The sequence below is a fragment of the Streptomyces mayonensis genome (assembly GCF_018982965.1).
GTDB classification, from domain to species: Bacteria; Actinomycetota; Actinomycetes; order Streptomycetales; family Streptomycetaceae; genus Streptomyces; species Streptomyces mayonensis.
This window is the reverse complement of sequence record NZ_JACBYP010000029.1, coordinates 1-22,984: the sequence shown is the minus strand read 5'-3', so window position 1 is coordinate 22,984 and position 22,984 is coordinate 1. Positions and strand designations below refer to the sequence as shown.

21 protein-coding genes and 2 pseudogenes are annotated in these 22,984 nt (G+C 70.0%); 7 read left to right on the top strand and 16 right to left on the bottom strand.

The window, feature by feature from the left end; translation table 11 throughout:
- Positions 1 to 173 precede the first annotated feature (173 nt).
- Complete coding sequence (locus HZS56_RS13850; RefSeq protein ID WP_216721010.1) at positions 174 to 968, top strand: carbon-nitrogen family hydrolase; 795 nt, start codon at positions 174 to 176, stop codon at positions 966 to 968.
- Between the two features lie 139 nt (positions 969 to 1,107).
- Here HZS56_RS13850 and HZS56_RS13845 read toward each other — a convergent pair whose 3' ends face one another.
- From HZS56_RS13845 to HZS56_RS13830, 4 genes are all read right to left on the bottom strand, one after another.
- Complete coding sequence (locus HZS56_RS13845) at positions 1,108 to 1,602, bottom strand: LURP-one-related/scramblase family protein (protein ID WP_216721009.1); 495 nt, start codon at positions 1,600 to 1,602, stop codon at positions 1,108 to 1,110.
- 116 nt (positions 1,603 to 1,718) lie between these two features.
- The gene (locus HZS56_RS13840; RefSeq protein ID WP_216721008.1) at positions 1,719 to 1,970 is read right to left on the bottom strand and encodes a DUF6458 family protein; all 252 of its coding nucleotides are present in this window, start codon (positions 1,968 to 1,970) and stop codon (positions 1,719 to 1,721) included.
- A gap of 170 nt (positions 1,971 to 2,140) precedes the next feature.
- Positions 2,141 to 3,439, bottom strand: a complete 1,299-nt coding sequence (locus HZS56_RS13835) for a M18 family aminopeptidase (RefSeq protein ID WP_216721007.1) — start codon at positions 3,437 to 3,439, stop codon at positions 2,141 to 2,143.
- Positions 3,440 to 3,531: 92 nt separating this feature from the next.
- Positions 3,532 to 5,358, bottom strand: a complete 1,827-nt coding sequence (locus tag HZS56_RS13830) for an acyl-CoA dehydrogenase (RefSeq protein ID WP_216721006.1) — start codon at positions 5,356 to 5,358, stop codon at positions 3,532 to 3,534.
- A gap of 182 nt (positions 5,359 to 5,540) precedes the next feature.
- Between HZS56_RS13830 and HZS56_RS13825 the strand changes: the two genes are divergently transcribed.
- Entirely contained in the window at positions 5,541 to 6,032 is a 492-nt protein-coding gene (locus tag HZS56_RS13825) for an SseB family protein (RefSeq protein WP_216721005.1), read from the top strand.
- Positions 6,033 to 6,196: 164 nt separating this feature from the next.
- Positions 6,197 to 7,174 (top strand): pirin family protein, encoded by a 978-nt coding sequence (locus HZS56_RS13820; protein WP_216721004.1) that lies wholly within the window; start codon positions 6,197 to 6,199, stop codon positions 7,172 to 7,174.
- Between the two features lie 135 nt (positions 7,175 to 7,309).
- On the opposite strand, the gene HZS56_RS13815 is transcribed toward HZS56_RS13820, so the two are convergent.
- From HZS56_RS13815 to HZS56_RS13800, 4 genes and pseudogenes are all read right to left on the bottom strand, one after another.
- Positions 7,310 to 8,488 (bottom strand): Cmx/CmrA family chloramphenicol efflux MFS transporter, encoded by a 1,179-nt coding sequence (locus HZS56_RS13815; RefSeq protein WP_216721003.1) that lies wholly within the window; start codon positions 8,486 to 8,488, stop codon positions 7,310 to 7,312.
- 243 nt (positions 8,489 to 8,731) lie between these two features.
- Entirely contained in the window at positions 8,732 to 9,088 is a 357-nt protein-coding gene (locus tag HZS56_RS13810) for an ASCH domain-containing protein (RefSeq protein ID WP_216721002.1), read from the bottom strand.
- A pseudogene (locus HZS56_RS13805) lies at positions 9,085 to 10,201 on the bottom strand (hypothetical protein). The gene HZS56_RS13810 and the pseudogene HZS56_RS13805 overlap by 4 nt, the downstream one beginning before the upstream one ends.
- Before the next feature lie 92 nt (positions 10,202 to 10,293).
- A complete protein-coding gene (locus HZS56_RS13800) occupies positions 10,294 to 10,755 on the bottom strand; it encodes an ATP-binding protein (protein WP_216721001.1) in 462 nt (153 codons plus the stop codon).
- A 104-nt stretch (positions 10,756 to 10,859) separates the two neighbouring features.
- Here HZS56_RS13800 and HZS56_RS13795 point away from each other — a divergent pair, with 104 nt between their 5' ends.
- Positions 10,860 to 12,200 (top strand): NsdA family TPR-like regulatory protein, encoded by a 1,341-nt coding sequence (locus tag HZS56_RS13795; RefSeq protein ID WP_216721000.1) that lies wholly within the window; start codon positions 10,860 to 10,862, stop codon positions 12,198 to 12,200.
- Positions 12,197 to 13,015, top strand: a complete 819-nt coding sequence (locus HZS56_RS13790; RefSeq protein ID WP_216720999.1) for a class I SAM-dependent methyltransferase — start codon at positions 12,197 to 12,199, stop codon at positions 13,013 to 13,015. The genes HZS56_RS13795 and HZS56_RS13790 overlap by 4 nt, the downstream gene beginning before the upstream one ends.
- Positions 13,016 to 13,396: 381 nt before the next feature.
- Here the strand turns inward: HZS56_RS13790 and HZS56_RS13785 are convergent, their stop codons facing one another.
- The 6 genes from HZS56_RS13785 to HZS56_RS13760 all read right to left on the bottom strand — a co-directional run bounded on the left by HZS56_RS13785 (position 13,397) and on the right by HZS56_RS13760 (position 16,794).
- Entirely contained in the window at positions 13,397 to 13,840 is a 444-nt protein-coding gene (locus HZS56_RS13785; protein ID WP_216720998.1) for a hypothetical protein, read from the bottom strand.
- Entirely contained in the window at positions 13,840 to 14,631 is a 792-nt protein-coding gene (locus HZS56_RS13780) for a DUF4231 domain-containing protein (RefSeq protein WP_216720997.1), read from the bottom strand. The genes HZS56_RS13785 and HZS56_RS13780 overlap by 1 nt, the downstream gene beginning before the upstream one ends.
- A 241-nt stretch (positions 14,632 to 14,872) precedes the next feature.
- Positions 14,873 to 15,226, bottom strand: coding sequence for a hypothetical protein (locus HZS56_RS13775; protein ID WP_216720996.1), 354 nt, complete (start codon positions 15,224 to 15,226; stop codon positions 14,873 to 14,875).
- On the bottom strand, positions 15,223 to 15,834 hold the full coding sequence (locus HZS56_RS13770; protein WP_216720995.1) for a hypothetical protein: 612 nt from the start codon (positions 15,832 to 15,834) through the stop codon (positions 15,223 to 15,225). The genes HZS56_RS13775 and HZS56_RS13770 overlap by 4 nt, the downstream gene beginning before the upstream one ends.
- A gap of 36 nt (positions 15,835 to 15,870) precedes the next feature.
- Entirely contained in the window at positions 15,871 to 16,368 is a 498-nt protein-coding gene (locus HZS56_RS13765) for a hypothetical protein (protein WP_216720994.1), read from the bottom strand.
- A 120-nt stretch (positions 16,369 to 16,488) separates the two neighbouring features.
- Entirely contained in the window at positions 16,489 to 16,794 is a 306-nt protein-coding gene (locus HZS56_RS13760) for a hypothetical protein (protein WP_216720993.1), read from the bottom strand.
- Between the two features lie 286 nt (positions 16,795 to 17,080).
- On the opposite strand from HZS56_RS13760, the gene HZS56_RS13755 reads away from it, so the two are divergent.
- Complete coding sequence (locus HZS56_RS13755) at positions 17,081 to 18,160, top strand: AI-2E family transporter (RefSeq protein WP_216720992.1); 1,080 nt, start codon at positions 17,081 to 17,083, stop codon at positions 18,158 to 18,160.
- Here HZS56_RS13755 and HZS56_RS13750 read toward each other — a convergent pair.
- Positions 18,097 to 20,253 carry a SpoIIE family protein phosphatase gene (locus tag HZS56_RS13750; protein ID WP_216720991.1) on the bottom strand — a complete coding sequence of 719 codons (2,157 nt, stop codon included), beginning with the start codon at positions 20,251 to 20,253 and terminating at the stop codon, positions 18,097 to 18,099. The genes HZS56_RS13755 and HZS56_RS13750 overlap by 64 nt on opposite strands.
- A gap of 184 nt (positions 20,254 to 20,437) precedes the next feature.
- Here HZS56_RS13750 and aspS point away from each other — a divergent pair, with 184 nt between their 5' ends.
- Positions 20,438 to 22,201 (top strand): aspartate--tRNA ligase, encoded by a 1,764-nt coding sequence (gene aspS / locus HZS56_RS13745; protein WP_216720990.1) that lies wholly within the window; start codon positions 20,438 to 20,440, stop codon positions 22,199 to 22,201.
- Positions 22,202 to 22,613: 412 nt separating this feature from the next.
- Here aspS and HZS56_RS38170 read toward each other — a convergent pair.
- Positions 22,614 to 22,984, bottom strand: a pseudogene (locus tag HZS56_RS38170) (helix-turn-helix domain-containing protein); the annotation flags it as partial.

Below are 22,984 nucleotides of genomic sequence, written 5' to 3'. Positions count from 1 at the left end.
GGTGCCAGTGGGCGGTGGCTGCGGTCGGCGGGTCTTGGGACTCCCCCAACTCTCGGCTGCGCTCGAGCCGGGAGGGACCCCCAAGTTACGCTGCTGTGCGGCACCCCGGCAGTGCTTTCGTGTGACGATCGTAGGCCCGTGTGGAACGGCTCGAATGCCAGGACGGTGGTAGTGTGCGCGCCTCTCTGATCCAAATCGCCGTGAACGAGGACGAAAAGGTCGAAGTGCGTCGCGCGCGAGCGGCGTCTCTGGTGAGGGAGCAGACGGGCGCCGACCTCGTGGTGCTGCCGGAGCTGTGGACCACCGGCGCGTTCGCCTTCGAGGAGTTCGACGCGGCGGCCGAACCACTGCGCGGACCGACGCACGAGGCGATGGCGGGGGCCGCGGCCGACACGGGCGTGTGGCTGCACGCGGGTTCGGTCCCCGAACGCGGCCCCGACGGACGGCTCTACAACACCTCGCTCCTCTACTCCCCCTCCGGCGACCTGGCCGCCTCCTACCGCAAGATCCACCGCTTCGGCTTCGACAAGGGCGAGGCCGTGCTGATGGGCGCGGGGCACGAGCCGGTGACGGTCCGGCTGCCGGAGACCACCGTGGGCGTAGCGACCTGCTACGACCTGCGCTTCCCCGAGCTCTTCCGCACCCTCGTGGACGCCGGGGCCGAGACGCTGGTGGTCCCGGCGGGCTGGCCGGAGCGCCGCCGGTCGCACTGGACGCTCCTGGCCCGGGCGCGGGCGGTGGAGAACCAGGCCTTCGTCCTCGCCTGCGGAACGGCCGGTACGCACGCCGGGGTCCCGCAGGCCGGTCACTCGCTCGTCGTCGACCCCTGGGGCGAGGTACTCGCGGAGGCCGGCGCGGAGGAGGAGGTCCTCACGGTGGAGTTCGACCCGGCGAAGGTGGCCAGGACCCGGGAGCAGTTCCCGGCCCTGAAGGACCGGGTGCTGGGACTGGAGACGCCCCGGCGGTGACCGGTACCGGGGGCGGTCCCCGGCGGTGACCGGTGCCACGTACCGCGGCTGTCCGCAGGAGTGACCGGCACCGCGTACCGGGGGCCGTCCCCGGCGGGTGACCCGGCCGGGCGACGGGACCGCGTCAGTCGTCCTCCCGTCAGTCGTCCTCCCGCTCCTTCTCCGCCAGGTGGATCACGCACACCGTCAGCGCGATCAGCAGCGCCGGGTCGGCGTCGTCCCGTACGACGTCGACGCCGTAGGTGTCCCGGAGGGTGAGCCAGCGGCGCGAGACGACGGCCAGCAGCTCACCGTCGTACTCGATCGCGAACTCGCGGTCCAGGATCTTGCCGCTGACGTCCAGTTCGGTGCCGTCGGCCAGGGAGACCCGGTAGTGGTTGCGCAGCAGGGAGAGACGTTTCCGCTTGAGGCGCGCCAGGGGTTCGCCGTCCCGCTCGATCACCATCGTGTCGCGCAGGGCGAACATCTTCTGGTGGATGTCGATCAGTACGCGTCCCTGGGCGTCCTTCAGCTCCCAGGTGTCGCGCAGGCGCATCGCCTTGCCGTCGACGAGGAAGACCTTGTTGCCGCTGTCGTCCTCGATCCAGTAGTCGTCGCCGATGCCGAGGAGCCGGTCGTACACGAGGAATCTCATGTCTGACCGCTTCCCCGCCCGGCGCCCGGCGACTCCGCCGGTAGGCCGACGGACTGACTCCGGGCCCGGCGCGGCGTCCGCGCGCCCGGGATCCGTACGGCCGGCGTCCGCACGGGTCAGGAGCCGTAGCCGTTGTGGTAGCCGTCCTGGGTGTGGTGGTGGGGCCGGTCCTCGACGACCGGGGTCGTCGGCGGCATCACCACGCGCCGGCGCCGGGCGATGCTGCTGAACGTCGCGATGCCGATCAGGCCGACGACCATGAAGATCACGCCGACCAGGTCGACGTTGACGCCCTGCATGTCCCAGTCGGTCGCGAACGTGAGGATGGCTCCCACGGCGATGAGGATGATGCACCCGCCGAGGCCCATGAGTGTTGCCTCCCTGTCAGATCCGGTCGGTTCCGGGTTTCCGGTCGATCCGGTTCCGTTCGGGTACCCCGGGCCTCAACCGGCATGCCGTGGGCGGCCGTTCCGGGAGTGGTCGTTCCGCGGGCGGCCGTTCCGGGGCCGGGCGAGGGCATCGGCGTCCGTACCGGCCCCTACGGCTGGAGGAACGCCCCCAGGGCGTTCGCCAGCAGGTGCGGGTCCTCGGCGCCGCACAACTCCCGTGCGCTGTGCATCGACAGGATGGCCACACCGATGTCGACGGTGCTGATGCCGTGCCGGGCCGCGGTGATCGGGCCGATGGTGGTGCCGCAGGGCATGGAGTTGTTGGAGACGAAGGTCTGGAAGGGGACCCCCGCCTTGTCGCAGGCGGCGGCGAAGACCGCGCGGCCCGAACCGTCCGTCGCGTACCGGTTGTTGACGTTGACCTTCAGGATCGGGCCGCCGTTGATCCGCGGGTGGTGCGTCGGGTCGTGCCGTTCCGCGTAGTTGGGGTGGACGGCGTGACCCGTGTCGGAGGACAGGCAGACCGTGCCGGCGAAGGCGCGCGCCCGGTCCTCGTAGGAGCCGCCGCGCGCGAACACCGAGCGCTCGAGGACGCTGCCGAGCAGCGGCCCGTCGGCGCCGGTGTCCGACTGGGAGCCGGTCTCCTCGTGGTCGAAGGCGGCGAGGACGGGCACGTACGGCAGGTCCGCGCCGGACGTCGCGACCGCGGCCAGCGCGGCCGTACCGGCGTGCACGGACAGCAGGTTGTCCATGCGCGGGCCCGCCACCAGCTCCTTGTCGCGGCCGAGGTAGGCCGGCGGCTCCACGGAGTGCGTCATCAGGTCCCAGCCGGTGACCTCGCCGCGGGCCAGCCCCGCCTCGTCCTCCAGGAAGGCGATCAGGTCGCCGTCGCGCACGGTGTCGCCGAGGCCCCAGACGGGCTGGAGGTGGCGCTGCTTGTCGAGCTTGAGGCCGTCCGTGGAGACGGCCCGGTCCATGTGGATGGCGAGCTGCGGGACGCGGAGCAGCGGCCGGTCGACGTCGACCAGGCGGGTGGTGCCGTCGCGCAGCGAGAGCCGGCCGGCCAGGCCCAGGTCGCGGTCGAGCCAGGAGTTCATCAGCGGGCCGCCGTAGATCTCCACGGCGATCTGGCGCCAGCCGTGCGCCCCGGTGTCCGGACGGGGCTTGACCCGCAGGTTGGGGGAGTCGGTGTGCGCGCCGACGACGCGGAAGGGGGTGTGGGCCGCGGCGCCCTCGGGGACGTACCACGCCACGATCGCTCCGCCGCGCAGCACGTACCTGCCGCCGCTCGTCCCGTCCCAGGCGTCCGTCTCGGCGACCTGGCGGAAGCCGGCCTTCTCCAGCCGCGCGGCGGCGTTCGCCACTGCGTGGTACGGCGTGGGGCTCGCCGCGAGGAAGGACATCAGGTCGTCGGTGTGGCCGCGGTCGAAGCGGGCTGGTGCGCTCATGGGGTTCACCTTAACGACGTACGAACGACGGACGGGGGCCCGCTTCCCGTCGGCGGGAAGCGGGCCCCCGTACCGGGCGGGGCGGGCCGGCCCTAGAAGGCGGCCTCGTCCAGCTCCATCAGGTCGAGCTCGACGCCCTGGGCGATCTTGCGGGCCAGGGTCACACCGGGCAGGACGTTGGCCGCGAAGAACTTCGCCGCGGCGATCTTGCCGGCGTAGAACGCCTTGTCCTTCGCGGACGCGGTCGGCAGCTTCTCGGCGGCGACGGCGGCGCCCTTGAGCAGCAGGTAGCCGACGACCACGTCGCCGGAGGCCTGGAGCAGGCGGGTGGTGTTGAGGCCCACCTTGTAGATGTTCTTGACGTCCTGCTCGGTGGACGCGAGGTCGGTGAGCATCAGGCCGACGACGGCCTCCAGTTCGACGGCGGCCTTGGCCAGGTGCTCCCGGGCCCCGGACAGCTCCTCCCCGCCGGTGGCCAGCGCCAGGAACTTCTTGATGTCCTCGGCCAGCGAGTTCAGCGCGGCGCCCTGGTTGCGGACGATCTTCCGGAAGAAGAAGTCCTGGCCCTGGATCGCCGTGGTGCCCTCGTACAGCGTGTCGATCTTGGCGTCGCGGATGTACTGCTCGATCGGGTACTCCTGGAGGAACCCGGAGCCGCCGAAGGTCTGCAGGGACTGGGCGAGCTGCTCGTAGGCCTTCTCCGAGCCGTAGCCCTTGACGATCGGCAGGAGCAGGTCGTTGAGGGCGTGCTCGGTGGCGGCGTCCTCGCCGTTCGCCTCCTTGACCTGGATCTCGTCCTGGACCGAGGCGGTGTACATCACCAGCGCGCGCATGCCCTCCGCGTACGCCTTCTGCGTCATGAGGGAGCGGCGGACGTCCGGGTGGTGGGTGATGGTGACCTTGGGGGCCGTCTTGTCCATGAAGTTGGCCAGGTCGGGGCCCTGGACGCGCTCCCTGGCGTACTCCAGGGCGTTGAGGTAACCGGTCGACAGGGTCGAGATGGCCTTCGTGCCGACCATCATCCGGGCGAACTCGATGATCCGGAACATCTGGCGGATGCCGTCGTGCTTGTCGCCGATCAGCCAGCCCTTGGCGGGGTGGCGGTCGCCGAAGGTCATCTCGCAGGTGTTGGAGGCCTTCAGGCCCATCTTGTGCTCGACGTTGGTGGCGTAGACGCCGTTGCGCTCGCCCAGCTCGCCGGTCTCGAAGTCGAACTCGTACTTCGGGACCAGGAAGAGGGACAGGCCCTTGGTGCCGGGTCCGGCGCCCTCGGGGCGGGCGAGGACGTAGTGGAGGATGTTCTCCGACATGTCGTGCTCGCCGGACGTGATGAAGCGCTTCACGCCCTCGATGTGCCAGGAGCCGTCGGCCTGCTCGACCGCCTTGGTGCGGCCGGCGCCGACGTCGGAGCCCGCGTCCGGCTCGGTGAGGACCATGGTGGAGCCCCACTGCTTCTCGACGGCGATCGAGGCGATGTGCTTCTGCACCTCGTTGCCCTCCTCGAAGAGGATGCCCGCGAACGCCGGGCCCGAGGAGTACATCCACACGGCCGGGTTCGCGCCGAGGATCAGCTCCGCGTACGCCCAGATCAGGGAGCGCGGCGAGGTGGTGCCGCCGATCTCCTCGGGCAGGCCGAGACGCCAGTACTCGGAGTCCATGTAGGCCTGGTAGCTCTTGCGGAAGGACGCCGGGACCGGCGCGGTGCCGGTCTCCGGGTCGAAGACCGGCGGGTTGCGGTCGGCGTCGGCGAAGGACTCGGCGATCTCGTTCTCGGAGAGCCGGGTCATCTCCTCCAGCACGCTCTTGGCGGTGTCCGCGTCCATCTCCGCGAACGGGCCGGTGCCGTACACCTTGTCGCGGCCGAGCACCTCGAAGAGGTTGAACTCGATGTCCCGGAGATTCGGCTTGTAGTGCCCCATGGCGACGCTCCCTTGAGAGATCGGCGAGGCACTGGCTCCTCGCATCCGTACACGTTCCGCCCGCTTCGGCCGCACGCATCCACGTACGTACCAAGCAGTAGCTCCGATGATGCTACCCGTCGGTAATAAGAAGCAACCCCGAGCCGGACATCTGTGACCCGTCACTCGCTACTCTTTGCGGCATGTACGGCTACGACCAGACCGCCGGTCCTCACGCCGGTCCGCACGCGGGTTCTCAGCAGCAGTACGCCCCGCCGCCGCAGCAGCCGATGGGCGGCGGGTACGGACAGCAGCCGCCGCTGTACCCCGAGCCGTCCCCGCCCTCGCTCGCGGACGCGGTGCGCGCCTTCACTACGGGCCAGATGTCCGCCGAGGACTTCCAGCAGGCCTTCGCGACCTCGAAGGTCTACTGCCCGCGCGGCGACAATCCCGGTTTCCTGGCGCTCCACAACACCCAGCAGCCGGTGATCCCCATGTTCACCGGCCTCAAGGAACTGCGCAGGTACGCGGGCAAGGAGTCCAAGTACTTCGTGATCACGGGCGCGGAGGTGATCGACCTGCTGCCGACCGGCTACGGCTTCGTCCTGGACATGGAGGGGGAGCACCGGATGGTGTTCGACGCGAAGGCCGTCGAACAGATGGTCGATTTCGCCATGCGCCGCATGTACGGCTAGACGCCCCTGCTCGGCAGGCGGCATGCGGCAGGCGTGCGGCGTGCGGCCGGCGTGCGAGTGTCCGACAGGCCCGGAGGGAATGCCCTCCGGGCTTTCTCGGTTTGAGGTGGCAAGAAGTTCAATGCTCAACTAAAGTGGGGCGCACGCCGCCCGAGGAGGTCGACATGCCTGCCGTGACCGTCGAGAACCCGTTGACGCTGCCCCGCGTATCCGCACCCGCCGACGCCGTCGCACGTCCCGTGCTCACCGTCACGACCGCTCCCAGCGGTTTCGAGGGCGAGGGCTTCCCGGTGCGCCGCGCGTTCGCCGGGATCAACTACCGCCATCTCGACCCGTTCATCATGATGGACCAGATGGGTGAGGTGGAGTACGCGCCCGGGGAGCCCAAGGGCACGCCCTGGCACCCGCACCGCGGCTTCGAGACCGTCACCTACATCATCGACGGGATCTTCGACCACCAGGACAGCCACGGCGGTGGCGGCACCATCACCAACGGCGACACCCAGTGGATGACGGCGGGCTCCGGACTGCTGCACATCGAGGCGCCGCCGGAGCAGCTGGTGATGTCCGGCGGCCTCTTCCACGGCCTCCAGCTGTGGGTGAACCTGCCGGCCAAGGACAAGATGATGGCCCCGAGGTACCAGGACATCCGCAGTGGCTCCGTCCAGCTGCTCACCTCCCCCGACGGCGGCGCGCTGCTCCGCGTCATCGCCGGCGGGCTGGACGGGCACGAGGGCCCCGGCGCCACGCACACCCCGATCACGATGGTCCACGCGACGCTGGCGCCGGGCGCCGAGGTCACGCTGCCGTGGCGGGAGGACTTCAACGGCCTGGCGTACGTCATGGCCGGGCGCGGCTCCGTGGGCGCCGAGCGGCGGCCGGTCCACCTCGGGCAGACGGCGGTCTTCGGCGCCGGCGGTTCGCTGACCGTCCGCGCGGACGAGCAGCAGGACTCGAACACCCCGGACCTGGAGGTCGTGCTCCTCGGCGGCCGGCCCATCCGCGAGCCCATGGCCCACTACGGCCCGTTCGTCATGAACACCCGCGACGAACTCCAGCAGGCCTTCGAGGACTTCCAGAAGGGCCGCCTGGGCACGGTCCCGGCGGTGCACGGCATGTCGGCCGAGGGCCCGGAGAACTGACCGGGCCTGGTCGCCCGAGGCCGCCGTGCGACGGTCCCCGAGGCCAGGGCGACGGCTCGACTCCTACGACGACGCATGGGCTCGCATCACCCGAGGGCAAGAGATCCGTGCGCCGAACAACGCGTTCCCCACGAGTCACCGAAGGGCTTCGGTTCTCCGGCCTTCCGTGACGCTGGTGAGGAGGGACAACGCGATGAGCAGTGCGACCGCCACGAGGAGTCCACTCGCCCACAGCGGCCCGAGGACCCCGGCCCTCGTACCGAGCGTGGCCGCGGCGATGACGGGGCCGACGGCGGCGCCCGCGTTGAGCGCCGCGGTCGCATACGAGCCGGCCATGCCGGGGGCTCCCGCGGCCTCGTAGAGGACCCGCGCGATCAGCGTGCTGCCCAGGGCGAACGAGAGCGCGCCCTGCACGAACACGAGCACGAACAGGGCCACCGGTTCAGTGGCCAGCAGGGCCGTGGCCGGCCAGCCGATGAGCAGCAACGGACCGCCGACCGCGACGACCGGGCCGGGATGCCGGTCGGACAGCCGTCCGGCGACGGTGACGCCTACGAAGGAACCGGCCCCGAAGAGCACCAGGACGACGGAGATCCACAACTCTCCCAGCCCGGCACCGTCTGTCACCACGGGAGCCAGGAAAGTGAGGCTTCCCAGGGTTGCCGCGTTCACCAGTGCTCCGAGCAGCATCATGAGGATCAAGCGCACCCCGGCGAGCTGGGCGAGCTCCGCTCGCAGCGCCGGCCTGTCAGTTGCTCCCTCCTCGCCGTGTCCTGCTGGGATCCCCTCCAGGATGCCGAGAGCCACAGGCAGGCAGAGAGCGGCGACAGCCCAGAAAGTGGCCCGCCAGCCGAACACGGTGCCGAGAACCGACCCGCCCGGTACGCCGGCGATCATGGCCAACGTCGTGCCTGACAGCAGCACGCCCAGGGCGCGTCCCTTCTTGTCGGTCGGGACCAGCGCGGCCGCAGCCGTCAGTGCAACGGCGAGGAACCCCGCGTTCGCGAGCGCGGCGACGATCCGGGCGGCGAGCAGGACGGGGAAGCTCGTGGTGACGGCCCCCACGGCATGGGCTGCCGCGAACACGAGGACGGATCCGAGAAGGCTCGGGCGCCTCGACCAGTTACGGGCGAACGCGGCCACCAAGGGAGCACCGACAACCATGCCGAGCGCGAAGGCCGAGGTGAGGATGCCTGTTGTCCCGACGGTGACGTCAAGATCCGAGGCGATGTCCGGCAGGAGGCCGGCGAGCATGAACTCCGAGGTGCCCATGGCGAAGGAGGCCATGGCAAGCAGGTACAGCGGGAGAGGCATCGAGTGGCTCCGAGATGAGGAGAGGCACGTGAAGTCATCTCGTCACCGCGGCCGGCCCCGGGCGCACGCCCGTCCCGCCGCGGAAAGCGGCGCGACGACAGGACTACGGGCTCAGCGGTTGAGGGGGCCGACGGCGTGACCGGAAGCCCCCACCCTGTCCGACTCAGGACTCGACATGGCGGGCACGCTACTCGATCGGTCCTCGCCCAGGCATCTCGAATTCGGCCCATTGCGACGGTCGCATCACGCAGGACCGCGTTGCATCTGGATGGCGAGGGCCCCGAGGGCCTCCTTCTCGGGCGGGTAGATGGCGCGAATGTTGGCCAGTTGCCGGTCGCGAGTGGTGGTCGGATTGACGTTGGCAGGCCCTTCGCTGTCGAGCAGTGCTTCGAAGTCGGGATACTCGGTGACCCGCTCGACCTTGACTTCACAGGTCTCGTCCGTGCCCTTGACGCGGAAACGAATGGTGTCGCCTGCGGCGAGGTCGGCGAGGTGCGGGTGCTTCACCCGCACCTCGATGGTCTTGGCGCCCGCCGCCACCAGGTCGAAGTACTCGCGATAGAGGTGGAGCTCATGGACGCGGTCGGTGGTGTCGTTCATGGACTGGGAACGCTCCTGGCGGGCTGGTGCGGTCATCATGCGGCCGATCTCGGAGGCCGAGTACGAGCGGAAGAAGTGCCGGGGGTCGGACAACAGGGTGTCCGTCAGGCACAACAGCTGCTCGGCGTACTCCGTCGTGGTGCCGGGCCACTGCCGAGTGTCGAGCATCCAGTTGGTGGCTCCTTCGGGCAAGAGGGCGCGGCCCTCGCGGATGAGTGACTTGGACAGCTTGGCTCCTGTGTCGGTAACGACTTGCGGGCAGAACAGGCGGGCGGGGAGTTGGGACCGTGTGAGGCCGACGGACTGGAGTGCTTCGTCGACCAGGTGGGAGCCGAAGACCCAGTCCCCGCCCTTGACCATGACGTGGAGTGTGCCGTGAGGATCCGACAGGGCCAGTTCTTTGACTGCGTTGCGGTAGAGGGTGGCCAGATCGAGATAGGCATCTCCGGCTGGCGTGAGGGTGGCTTCATACGAGCCGTGGTGGAGACAAACGGCAGTGATGCGTGCGGTCTCGCGGTCGATGAGATGGACCTGGGTGCGTTCGGCGTCCTTCTCGGCCCAGCCGCAGCCGGGGGCCGGGCAGGGGACGCGTAGATGCGGGATGCCAGTGGAGGGGGCGAGCCACCAGCGGGCGGCGTCCAGGCGGGACTGGAGACGCAGCCAGGTGCGGCGAAAGTGCTCGTCGGCCTGCTGACGGCTGTAGGTCTCGACCCGGTGGGGGATCTTCAGATGCCGGGAAAGTGCGGTGAACAGAGGTTGGTAGAGGCCGGTGACGAGATCGGCCAGGGCCTCGTGGCCGAGGGCTTGGGCGTAAGCGCGCTGATAGCGGTGGCCGCTCGCCGGGTCGGTGGTCAACTCGTAGGGGGCGTTGTCGAGGGCGCTGAACAGGACTTCGGTGGGGATGGCGAAGCGGTCGCGCAGGCGGGCAGCCATGGCGAAGGCCAGGGATTGCACGAGGGATGTGCCGACGTGTGGGACGCCGTTGATCTGGGCGCCTACGACCAGCACGACCCGCTCGGGTGAGGCGGCCAGGATGCGGGGGGTCAGGATGTCCTCGGCGTGGTGGAGGGCGTTGGCCAGCACGGTGTTCGGCGAGACGGGGCAGACTGTCACGGGATGTCCCCCCTGGGGTGATCAGGGATGCACGGGTGAGAGGCGTTCGTTCGGGCGCGGTCGATGAGGACGGGGAGCCTGTGGGGGCAGCGTCAGCGTGCGGGAACCGCGTTGTGGTGAAAGGCGGCCCAGACGCACTTGCCAGGGCCCTGGCGGCCCGTCACGCCCCAGTGATCGGAGACTGCGGACACCAGATGCAGACCGCGGCCGCCGTCGGCGAAGACCCGTGGCTCCCGCCTGAAGGGCGTGCCGCTTCCGCCGTCGTGGACCTCGATACGCAGGACGGTGGCCCGCAGCTCGACGCGTACGAGGATCTGGCCGCCCGCAGGCGCGCCGTGAAGGAGGGCGTTGGTGGCGAGCTCGGAGACGCACAGCTGGATGTCGTCAAGGCGTTCGGTCCGACCCCATCGGGCAAGAATCCCGGCGACGAAGGAACGGGCAGCGCCTGGGGTGCTCCGGCACCGGTCGAACATCATCGTGTCGAGCTCGACGGTGTGGTCGAGGGCTTGGTCCGGTGCGACGGCGTCCGGCTCGTTGGGCAGTGTGCTGGGCATGAGCAACAGCCAACCGCTGTAGCTCGTTCGGGTCGGGAGCCGGCGCGGGGGCCATGCAGGGGGCCACCATGGGGGCCAGAGTTCGCATACTCCGGGGTGAGGGGATGAGCGATACGGGGATCGGCGCGCTGCTCGTCCGGCTGCGCGCCGGGCGTGGTTGGACCCAGCAAAGGGTGGCCGACGAGTACAACGCCCTGGAGGGACGTGCCGCCAAGACCGGCAAAGAGATCGGGCGTTACGAGCGCGAAGCGCGTATTCCGGTCCCGTACACCCGGAAGTACTTGGCGCACGTCTTCGGTGTTGATGTCGCGGTACTCGATCAGGCTGCGGCGGCCAGCAAGAGCCTCCGGAGCGAGGGCGGCAGCGCCCCAAGGTCTTTCGAGGAGGGGTCGGCGTGGCCCGTCGTGCCTCTGTGCTCCGGCCTGGGCACCGTATCGGCGGACGCAGTGGCGTCGGCCGACTTCCCCCGGTTCATCGCGCAGCGCAATGCGGACGAGTTCGTTGTCGAGCAGTTGGAGGCCGATGTCGCCCGGCTCTCCCGGGCCTACGTCAGCCATCCCTTGCTGGAGCTGTATGTCGAGATCAAACGGTTGCGGGACGGGGTGTTCCAGTTGCTGCGAGGGCGTCAACGTCCTCGGCAGACCACTGACCTGTATGTCGCGGCCTCCCGTTTGTGCGGACTGTCGGCGCACGTCTGCCTGGACCTGGGTGACTACGACTCTGCGGCCACGCACGCCCGTGCCGCCCGGGCGTGTGCCGAGGCGGCCGGGCACGAAGGGCTCCTGGCCTGGGTGAGGGCGGTGGAATCCTTGATCGCCTACTGGACGGGGCGCTACGAGCATGCGGCGCGCCTGGCCAGGGCCGGCCGTCGTCACCGAGCTCGTGGCAGTGTCGGAGCTCGGCTGGCGAGCCTGGAGTCGCGGGCACTTGCCGTAGCCGGAGACCGGGTGGGCGCGGTGGCCGCCCTGGCGGACGCGGAGCGCGCCCGAGAGGCGATGTCCGGCCACGACGAGGTGCCGGGCGTCTTCACCTTTCCATCGGCCAAGCAGTTCGCGTACGCCGGGACGAGCCACTTGGCCGTGGGCGGGCGGGACCACGTCCAGCAGGCCATCGTCAGCGCGGACGCCGCGATCCGGCTCTACCGCAGCGCGGAGGACGACGACCAGTCGGTCGGCGACCTGTTCGCCGCCCATGTCGATCTGGCCCGCTGCCACCTGCTCCTGGGCGATCTGGACGGTACCGAGGCGATGCTCGAATTCGTCCTCGCATCCCCGCCTGGACGCATGTCGGCCAGCATCGTGCGCCGACTCACCGCTCTGGGCAGGGAACTGGGAGAGCGGCAGTACGGTGGTGCCGTGCAGGCCGCGTACCTACGTGACCGGCTCCAGCACACGGCTGTCCTCGCCGCCCCGCCTGCCACCGAGCCACCGGAGCCGCCGACGTGACCGAATCGTCCGCCGCACGCGACGCCGCCGTCACCGACCGCCGCCGTCTCGCCAGGAGCGCCTACAGCAGTGACCGGGACCTGGCTGCCCGCCAGTCGCTCTACCAGTGGCAGTCGCCCCGGTACGACCTCCCCGGTATCGTCGCCGAGCAGCTGAGCGATGTACGCGGCCACGTGGTCGATGTCGGCTGCGGCAACGGCAAGTTCATCCGGCGGCTCCGTGAGGACCGGTCCGACCTGGACCTGCTTGGCCTGGACATCGCTCCGGGCATCCTTACCGGCGTGCCCGGAGCCGTCGCCGTGGCGGACGCGACCCGACTGCCGCTCGCCACGGCGAGCGTCGACGCCGCCCTTGCCCTCCACATGCTGTACCACGTCCCGGACATCCCGCAGGCGGTGAAGGAGCTGTCCCGCGTCCTGACCCGTGGCGGGGCCGTAATCGTCTCCACCAACAGCGACCACGACAAATCTGAACTCGACGATCTCTGGCAACGGGCCGCAGGTGACGTCCTCGGCACCGGACGCGGCCCGGCCCGCATCTCGCTCAGCGCCCGTTTCTCGCTGGAGAAGGCCCCGGCTTTCCTGGGCGAGGAGTTCAGCCGTGTACGGACGCTGGAGCTGCCCGGCACCATCACGGTGCGCGAGCCCGAGCCGGTCGTCGCGCACATGGCCTCGTACCGGGCGTGGGCCGACCAGCACGGCGTGCCCTTCGAGGCCACGATCGAGCGGGCCCGCGCGATCCTCGCCCGTCACATCACCCGGCACGGGACCTTCGAGGTCACGTGCCGGGGCGCCATTCTTGTCTGCCGTCGCTGAGAGCCGGCCTTGTCGTTGCCGCGGTCCCGGAGAACGGCGCCGTCAAGAAGACCGAGGGGCCGGGGCCTGTTCACGGTGACGCGGGGCGCCAACGCGATCACCGCCACCCGGCGCGAGCTGACTCGGTGAATGCCTTCGAGTTCAGCGGCTCCGATGCGCCTCAGACCCTTGAGAGCGCGCACCGAAGCGCCTCGTGTCGCCATCGCGCTCATCAGTTCGTCCGCATCAAGCAGGCAGGCCATCCACAGATCGTCGACGAGCCGCTGGGCCGCCTTCTCGCCCAAAGCGTCGCCTCAGTCGTTGTTCTGGTGAAAGGTCAGCCACTCCAAGGCGTCCAGCCACCGTTTGTCCTCCACTGCGAGAGGCACAACGGCCGCTTGGTCAGTCGGTGTCCCGTGGCCGGGATCGTTGCTGGACCACCAGTGAGATCGACGGCTCGTCCGGTGGCAACGCCCACTCGATGACGTGCAGGCCTGCAAGCTCGATCAGTTCCTCCGGTACTCCTAGCAGGTGCAGGGGGGTCCGGCGGTGGCGGGCCAGCCAGGCCCGCCGCCGCTGCTGCTCCTGCGGGGCGAGCTGCGCCCACACATCGACCACCACTCCTGGGGGCGCGCCGGGTACGGGGCGGGCGCGCCCTCGTACGTAGCGCAGGTTGTCGACGTCGGTGGCGAGTGCGACCAGGCACCAGGCGACCTCGTAGGACAGGGTGGGCCCGTGGGCGGCCTGCAGCCGGCGGATGTGCCATTGCCAGCGCGGTGCAAGCAGCCAGCGGACCGCCACCAACGACAGCTTTCGATTGCGGCCGTGTCCTCTGCGGCCGCTCATCACGCTGAGCGTTCGTCGCGTGACGTGCTCTGCTCCAGCTGGATTTCGCGTTTACGCTGTTCTTCTTTGATGCTCTCGACCTTGCCGGCATAGAGGATGAGCCGACCGTTCTCGTCAATTCCCTTGTAGTCACCAAGCTGGAACCCGCTGGCGTTGTAATTCTTCTCGATGTCGTCTGCTGTGGCCTGAGACGTGGTGCCGCGCTCGCGGAACTTGAAATATCCGGTGACACCGGCGGAGATGCCGACCAATGCGCTCAGGGACGACGTGACGATCGACAGGGCCGCGTTGGATCCCTCGTTCATCGCCGTGAGGGTGGACACGATGATCGACCCGGTGATGATGACCAGTTGGAACGCATTGTGCACGCGCCTGTTGCGGCTCGCCTGCACCCGGTAGGAAGTGATGACATCGAGAGATGCTTCTCGGTAGATGCGCAGGCCCGAGGTAGTGTCGAGGGGGAGCTGCGCGGCTGCGGACTGGCGGTCCTGCAGTGCTTCCCGGAACGCGCTTGTCTTCGTGGCCAAGGTTTTGTGGTTCTTGTACAGCCAGCTTGCGCACGCGATCCACAGAAGGTTGACGATGATCAGGGAGAGCCATCGAGTGATCCCGTCGTTCGCTCTCCAGAACCCGAGGGCGACGGTATATCCAAGGATTCCCGTCAAAGTCAAAGAGCCCAGCAGGATCAGCCAGCCGATCCTCTGGAGTGTCTTTGCCGCCCTGAGGTCAGCTTCCGCCAAACTGAATTGGGCGAAACTTTCCCGGTACAGCCCATGCGGATCCGTCGCCATAGCCCCCCCAGGTATGATTTCTCAAGGTAGAGGGTGCATTGGAGGAACCGCAACGGCGCGTTGGGGGCAGAAAGATCCTTATGAGACCTGGGCTGTTCCAGGCTGCTTGTGAGACTCACGGGTTACCACAATTCCGAGCAGCAGCTCCGGCAGAACGCCGCAGACGGGCTTCGCCCGGAGCTACTTCGGTGCCGACAACAGCCGCGCGCAGGACTTGGCCAGTTGGGCGCTCGGCTGGCTGTCAGTACGTTTTGTCTCGGGTGGTGGCGACACCAGTGCAGGCCAACACCATGGAGGCCGTGGCGTTGAGGAAGAGCATGAACGTCCATACTCGATCTGCCGTGTCGATCCGACCGATGCGGAGGAGCTCGTCTTCTGTTGCTTTGAGGATCTCGACGGTCTCGGCGAGGGCGAGTGTCGGCTGCCCGCGCTTCTGGGTGAGTCGGAGCCGGGCCCGGTAGGTGCGGAAGAGCTGGTCGGCGGAGACGAGGCCCGCCCAGACGGCGAAGGTGCCTCCGGTGAGCAAGGCATGGCGTGCGGGGCCGCATGCCGGGGTCTGTTCGGCGAGCATCGCGGTGAGGTCGTCGCCTGTCATGCGCCGGCCTCGCCCGGGGTCGCTGTGTCGTGGGGCGGTCGGGTCCAGAGCGTGAGGTCGCTGCTGGTGGCGACGGCGAGAGTGCATCCGGACGGCGAGAAGCCGGCGGCCCGCAGCTCCGAGCAGTCGGAGTCCAAGATATGCCACCAGCTTTCGCCGTGCGGCCCGTTGTGCATCCCTCCGTCCGTGGACAGAAGGACCCGGTCGTGCGGCCACTCGGGGCTGACGACCGCCAGGGTCCAGCCGTCCTGGGTAGTGCTGTGCAGCCCGCCTCCGAAGAGTCCCGCGATGTGTACTCGGGTCGCGGAGAGGGGACCGAGTCCGGGGCAGGAGAGGTCCGGCACTGCGTCCGGGGTGCTGCCGTCGGGGTCAGGATTACGGTCCCGGGCGATCTTTTCCCCGGTGCCGGCGTCGAACAGCCCGTGGCCGCCGGTGGAGACCACCATGACCAGGTCGCTGCCGTCGTCGAGATCGGGAGCGAAGCCGATCCCGAGCAGTCCGCTGATGGGGATGTACCGGTCCGGGACTGGCCTCCAGGGGGCGGGCGGCGAAATGACGGGGACGGACAGGAACTGCTCGTGCAGTCGCTGCTGGTAGTCAGAGAGCAAGGTGCTTATCCGCTTTCCGCGAGGCCGTCGGTCGCCTCAGGCCTGATGACGGGAATCGTGCCAGATCCGCTCGAAGACGTCCTCCGTATTCCTGGCAGGGGCCGGGGCGTGCGCGTGGCACGACGGTGGCGAGGACAGCCGCGGTGCGGTCGGAGCGTTGACGACCCTGCCGAACGCCTCTATGCGCACAGTGTCCTCCACGTTGGGCAGGGCGTTCAGCAGCTGCTCGGTGGTGGTGACGACGGACGGGTCGGAGCAGCGCATGAGCGGGGTGGCGGTGGCGGCCCGAGCGAGCGGCTCGTGCACGGCGGCCGTGTTCTGCCACCCGCCACCCGCCACCCGCTTCCGGCTCAGCGGTTCGGTCGCGCGCCCGAGGTCCGTGAGCCCTCTCTGCAGGGCGGGGCCGCCAGAAACCCGGGCGCGTCCGGCGCCACCGATGAGGGCGAGCACGGACGGCAGGAATGTCCGGCCGCGCTCGGCCGGCCCTTCCCCCAGCAGCCGGTCGGCGGCGGCCGAGGCCTGCAGTTCCGCCACGACCACCGCCACCGCGCCAGCCGGTACCCGCGGGGCCCCTGTCCCGGTCCGCTGCTTCTGGCGGTTCCGGGAGCGGTGAGCACCTACGGACTCACCGGGGACCGGACACCGTACGGGCGGCTACTTGCCCGGCTTGTCCTCGGTGGTGGTGCCGTTCTCGGGGAGGGGCTTGGTCGGCTTGGCGCCGTCCATGTCGCCCAGTTCCTCCTCGGTGAGCTTGCGGACCTCGAAGCCGTCCTTGGTGCGCTGGATGGCCATGCCGCCGTGCAGGGTGCCGCCCTTGTTCTCGGCGGAGGTGCTGCCGGACGGCTTGGCGGGCTTCGCGTCGCCGCTCCAGGGCGTGCCTGTCGCGCTGGCCACGCCCGACGTCAGGCCGACAGTCACGATCGCCGCTGCCACGAAGCCGATGACCCGGGACTTGCGCATGGAATCCTCCTGAGGGAAATGAGTGGTGGGACGAGAGGTCGGACGAGAGGTTCGTCGTCCGGGGAGAGGGCCGGCACGGTCTCCCTCCGTGCTCGGTGTCCTCATTCCATCCCGCCGGGGTGTTCAGCGCGGTAAGCGTGCGAAGGAGATCGCCTCGTTTTCCTTATCTCCCCGGCACACGCGATCTCCCCGGCACACGTGCGGGACCGGGGCGCCGCCGGCGGTGTGTCACCCGGGCGGGTGGTGTGCTCAGGACAGGCCGGGCGGGGCGTGATCGGCTGGCGGTGTGCGGTTGCTTCCCGGTCCTGTGCGGCGGTTCGCCGCGTGGTGTGTCGTCGTCCTGCTGGCCGCCGGGGTCGTCTACGTCGCCGTCCGGCTGTGCGTGGAGCTGCGTACGGCGGTGACGCCGGCGCTGCTCGCGCTGCTCGGCACCGCCCTGCTCAGGCCGTTGCACGCGCGGCTGGTGCGGGCGCACGTGCAGCGGTCGCTGGCCGCCGGGCTGACCTGTGTCGCCGTGGTGGCGGTGGTCGGCGGGGCCGTCTACATCGTCGTGTCCGCGCTGGTCCGGACGGGGGACCAGATCGTCGCCTCGGTGCGGGACGCGGCGCAGGGGGTCGCCGACCACTTCGGGGCGGCCGGGACCTCGCTGGACGACCTGGCCTCCAACGCGCGCGAACTGCTGGGCAAGTTCGGCGGTACGGCCGCCTCCGGGGTGGTCACCGGGATCAGTGTCGCGGGCGAGATGATGGCGATGGCCGTGCTCGCGCTGCTGCTCGTCTTCTTCTTCCTGCGCGACTCCGACCGGGCCGCGGCCACCGTGCGTGCCGTGTCCCCGCCCGGCGGCGCCGACCTGGTCGAGGCGATGGCCCGGCGGGCGTTCCGGGCGGTCGAGGGATTCATGCGGGGCACCACGCTCATCGCGCTGATCGACGCGGTCTGCATCACCGTGGGACTGCTGGTCCTGCGCGTGCCCGGCGCGGTCGGGCTCGGGGCGCTGGTCTTCGTCGGTGCCTACATCCCCTATCTCGGCGCGTTCGTCTCCGGGGCCGTGGCGGTGCTGGTCGCGCTGGCCGACCGCGGGTTCGTCATCGCGCTGTGGGCGCTCGGGGTGGTGCTCGCCGTGCAGGTGCTGGAGGGGCACGTGCTCCAGCCGATGGTGCAGAGCCGGACGGTGCAGATGCATCCGGCGGTCGTGCTGCTGGCGCTCACCGCGGGGGCGTCGGTGGCGGGGATCCTGGGGATGCTGCTGGCCGTTCCGCTGACCGCGGCGGCCTTCGGGATCGTCCACGAGATCCAGGGGCGTTACGCGGCGTCCGCGGGGACGGCGGCCGCGCCCGGGGCGTCCGGCGGGGGCGTGGACTCGTAGAGCTCGTACCAGATGCTCTTGCCCGTGCCGCGCGGGGCGACGCCCCAGGTGTCCGCGAGCAGTTCGATGAGCACCAGGCCGCGTCCCGAGGACGCCATCTCTCCGGGCCGGCGTTTGTGCGGCAGGTCGTCGCCGTTGTCGGTGACCTCCACCCGGATCCGCCGCTCGCCCGGCTCCCCGCCGACCTCTGCGGCCAGCAGGGCGTCGGCGTCGGTGTGGACGAGGACGTTCGTCAGCAGCTCGGAGAGGAGCAGCACCGCAGCGTCGCGCTGCTCCTCGTCGGGCCAGTCGTGGAGGAGGTCCCGCAGGTGCTGCCGGGCGGTGGCGATCCGCGCGGGCTCCGCCTGGGAGACCGTCATCATCGTGCGGCGCACCGGCGACGGGAGAGGCACACCGGCGTCGCATTCGCCCTGCCGGTGCAGCAGGACCAGGGCGATGTCGTCCTCCCGCCGGTCGACGAGCGGTCCGACCGTGTGGTGGGAGGAGGGTCCGTGCACGGTCTGGATCAGCGCGTCGGCCAGCTCCTCCAGGCCGTCCTCGTGCTCCTCCAGGACCACCCGCAGGCGTTCCCAGCCGGTCCGCAGGTCGTGGCCGCCCGTTTCGACCAGGCCGTCCGTGCACAGCATCAGCGTGTCCCCCGGTTCCAGGGCGAACCGGGTGGTCGGGTAGTCGGAGTCCGGGTCGATGCCCAGCGGCAGGCCGCCGGCCGTGGCGAGGATCAGTGCCGTGCCGTCCGTCATCCGCACCACCGGGTCCAGATGGCCGGCGCGGGCGCTCTCCAGTGTGCCGTTCGCGGGGTCGACCTCGGCGTAGTAGCAGGTCGCGAAGCGCAGGTCCGCCGGGTCGCCGTAGGACTCGGAGAGGCCGTGGAAGAAGTGGGAGGCGCGGGAGAGCACCGCGTCCGGGCGGTGGCCCTCGGAGGCGTAGGCGCGCAGGGCGATGCGCAGCTGGCCCATCAGTGCGGCGGCCCGCACGTCGTGTCCCTGGACGTCGCCGATGACCAGGGCGAAGCGGCCGCCGGGCAGCGCGATCATGTCGTACCAGTCGCCGCCGACCTGGAGGCCGCCGCCGGTGGGGACGTAGCGGGCGGCGATGTCCATACCGGGGATCTGCGGACCGAGCGCGGGCAGCATGGTGCGCTGCAGTCCGTCGGTCAGCTGCCGCTGGGTCTCGGCCGCGCCGGCCCGGGACAGGGCCTGGGCGAGCATCCGGGCCACGGTGGTCAGGACGGAGCGTTCGTCCGGCGTGAAGGCGACCGGATAGGTGAAGGCCGCCATCCAGGCACCCATGGTGCGGCCCGCCACGGTCAGCGGCAGATAGGCCCAGGACTGACGGCCGAAGCGCTCGGCGAGCGGCCAGGTCATGGGGTACCGGGACCGGTACTGCTGGGGGGAGGAGAGATAGACCGCGCGGCCGGTGCGGACCACCTCGGTGGCCGGGTAGTCGGTGCTCAGCGACATGTCCATGAACGGGTCCGCCTCGGCGTCCGGCTGCCCGTGGTGGCCGATGACGCTGAGGCGGTCGCCCGACACCCCGAACACCGCGAGACCGTCGGGAGAGAAGCCCGGCATCGACAGCCCGGCCGCGACCCGGAGCACCTCCTCCGTGGAGCGCGCCTCGGCCAGTGCCCGGCCGGCGTCCAGCAGGAAGGCCTCCCGCGAGCGGCGCCAGTCGCCGGTGACCGCGCTGCGCCCGGCGGGTGTGCCGGGTGCCGGTTCGGTGACCTCCTGGAGGGCGCCGGTCAGCTCGTACGCCTTGCGGTCGGGGTCGAAGGAGGGGCGCGAGCGGCTGCGGACCACGCGGACGATGTGGCCCCTCTCGTCCATGATGCGGATGCGGACCTCGGCGAGGGTGCCCTCGGCGACGGCGAGCTGGACCACTCCGGTGATCTCGTTCCAGTCGACCGGATGCAGCCGGGCCCGTACCTGCGCCTCGGTGAGGCAGGCCGGCTCGGCGGGGAGCCCGAGCAGGTGGGCGGCCTGCGCGTCCACCCTGACCTCACCCGCGTCGGTGTCCCAGTGCCACAGGCCGGTCCCGAGGGCGACAAGGACGTCTTCCACGTCGGCCAGAGGGTCACCAGCACCAGTACGCATTGCCCCACTTTAGGGAGATACGATCGAGCGCTGCCACCGGTCGCCGCCGCCCCGGAGCCGGTCAGGTGCTGTCCCGGGGCCGGTCAATGGGGAAGAAGTCGGCCACCGGTGCCCGGTACGCTGGGGTTGTTTCACGTGAAACGCGAAACGCCATCCCCGATCCGCGAAGGCTGGATGAACGACGATGCATCGGTACAGGTCCCACACCTGCGGCGAGCTCCGCTCCTCTGACGTCGGCACCGACGTCCGGCTGAGTGGCTGGCTGCACAATCGGCGCGACCTGGGCGGCATCCTCTTCATCGATCTGCGCGACCACTACGGCATCACGCAGCTCGTCGCCCGTCCGGGCACCGAGGCCTACGAGGCGCTGGACAAGCTGACGAAGGAGTCGACCGTACGGGTCGACGGCCGGGTCGTCTCGCGCGGCACCGACAACGTCAACCCCGACCTGCCCACCGGCGAGGTCGAGGTCGAGGTGGGCGAGGTCGAGCTGCTCGGCGCCGCCCAGCCGCTGCCGTTCACCATCAACACCGAGGACGGGGTCAACGAGGAGCGGCGCCTCGAGTACCGCTTCCTGGACCTGCGCCGCGAGCGCATGCACCGCAACATCATGCTGCGCACCCAGGTCATCGCCTCGATCCGCAGCAAGATGGTGGCCCTCGGCTTCAACGAGATGGCGACGCCCATCCTCACCGCCACCTCCCCCGAGGGCGCCCGCGACTTCGTCGTGCCCTCCCGTCTGCACGCGGGCCGCTTCTACGCCCTGCCGCAGGCGCCGCAGCAGTTCAAGCAGCTGCTGATGATCTCCGGCTTCGACCGGTACTTCCAGATCGCGCCCTGCTTCCGCGACGAGGACGCCCGCGCCGACCGCTCGCCGGGCGAGTTCTACCAGCTCGACGTGGAGATGAGCTTCGTCGAGCAGGAGGACGTCTTCCAGCCGGTCGAGAAGCTGATGACCGAGCTGTTCGAGGAGTTCGGCAACGGCCGGCACGTCACGTCGCCGTTCCCCCGCATCCCGTTCCGCGAGGCGATGCTGAAGTACGGCTCCGACAAGCCGGACCTGCGGGCCCGGCTGGAGCTCGTCGACATCAGTGACATCTTCGCGGGCTCGGAGTTCAAGGCCTTCGCCGGCAAGCATGTCCGTGCGCTGCCCGTCCCGGACGTCGCGGGCCAGCCCCGCAAGTTCTTCGACCAGCTCGGCGACTACGCCGTGGAGCAGGGTGCGAAGGGTCTGGCCTGGGTCCGGGTCGGCGAGGACGGTTCGCTGACCGGTCCGATCGCGAAGTTCCTCACCGAGGAGAACGTCGCGGAGCTGACCAAGCGGCTCGCGCTGGCCGCCGGTCACGCGGTGTTCTTCGGCGCGGGCGAGTTCGACGAGGTCTCGAAGATCATGGGCGCGGTGCGGGTCGAGGCCGCCAAGCGCGCCGGGCACTTCGAGGAGGACGTCTTCCGGTTCTGCTGGATCGTCGACTTCCCGATGTACGAGAAGGACGAGGACACGGGGAAGATCGACTTCTCGCACAACCCCTTCTCGATGCCGCAGGGCGGCATGGACGCCCTGGAGAACCAGGACCCGCTGGACATCCTCGCCTGGCAGTACGACATCGTCTGCAACGGCGTCGAGCTGTCCTCCGGCGCGATCCGGAACCACGAGCCGGAGATCATGCTCAAGGCCTTCGAGATCGCGGGCTACGACGCGGAGACCGTCGAGCGCGAGTTCGCCGGCATGCTGCGCGCCTTCCGCTTCGGCGCCCCGCCGCACGGCGGTATCGCCCCCGGCGTCGACCGCATCGTGATGCTGCTGGCCGACGAGCCCAACATCCGCGAGACCATCGCCTTCCCGCTCAACGGCAACGCCCAGGACCTGATGATGGGCGCACCGACCGAACTGGACGAGACCCGCCTGAGGGAACTCCACCTGACGGTGCGCAAGCCGCAGCCGAAGTAGTCTGCGGCGGTCAGTACCGCGGCGAGGGGCTCGAAACCGTGCGACGGTTTCGAGCCCCTCGCCTTTCACCACACTTGGTGAAGGGGGCTCTCCATGCGGTGCTGCGACCACGAGTGCATTCGAGGACAGCCTGGCTGGCGGCGTGGGTGGCTCGACGAAGCTCGTGGTGTGGACGGAACAGGGCTGAGGTCCTGGTCAGGGCTCAAGCGGCAGTGAGGGCCCAGGTACGTGTACTCCGTCGTCCGGGCGATGCCTACCGAGTCCGGGCACTGACGGAAGCGGACCCGGAAGTGGATGTTGTCGCCGAGGCCGGGGCGGCACTTTCGTGTGACGGGGAACAGGCCGACGGCACGGGTCCTCCTGCCGTGCAGGACTCACCGACGTCAGGGGTTCCGGGCACTCGGCCGTCCACTGATCTGCACTCACGGCACCTTCCCGGCTGAGGGGCCCGGAAGGGGCGGTCGCACCCGTCGCAGGTCTGGAAGGGGTGCCGGGCTGCGGGGACGGCCGACGGGGCCGGTGGCCGGAGTGGCGGTGGGGCCGGGAGCTGGGCGGTCAGACGGTGGGCGAGGAAGGCGGCCGGCCGGACCAGGGGCTCGTTGGGCAGGTTCTCGGTCAGGGCGTGGCGTACGGCGGTGGGAGCGACCTCGCGCTCCAGCCAGGCGGCGACGCCCGGGGCGAGGTGTTCGGCGTCGGTGGCGGAGAGGAGGAGCCGGGGGTCGCGGCGGCGCAGGCCGGTGAGGACGTCGACCGCCGCCTGGAGGAGGGCGGGGGCGGGGGGGG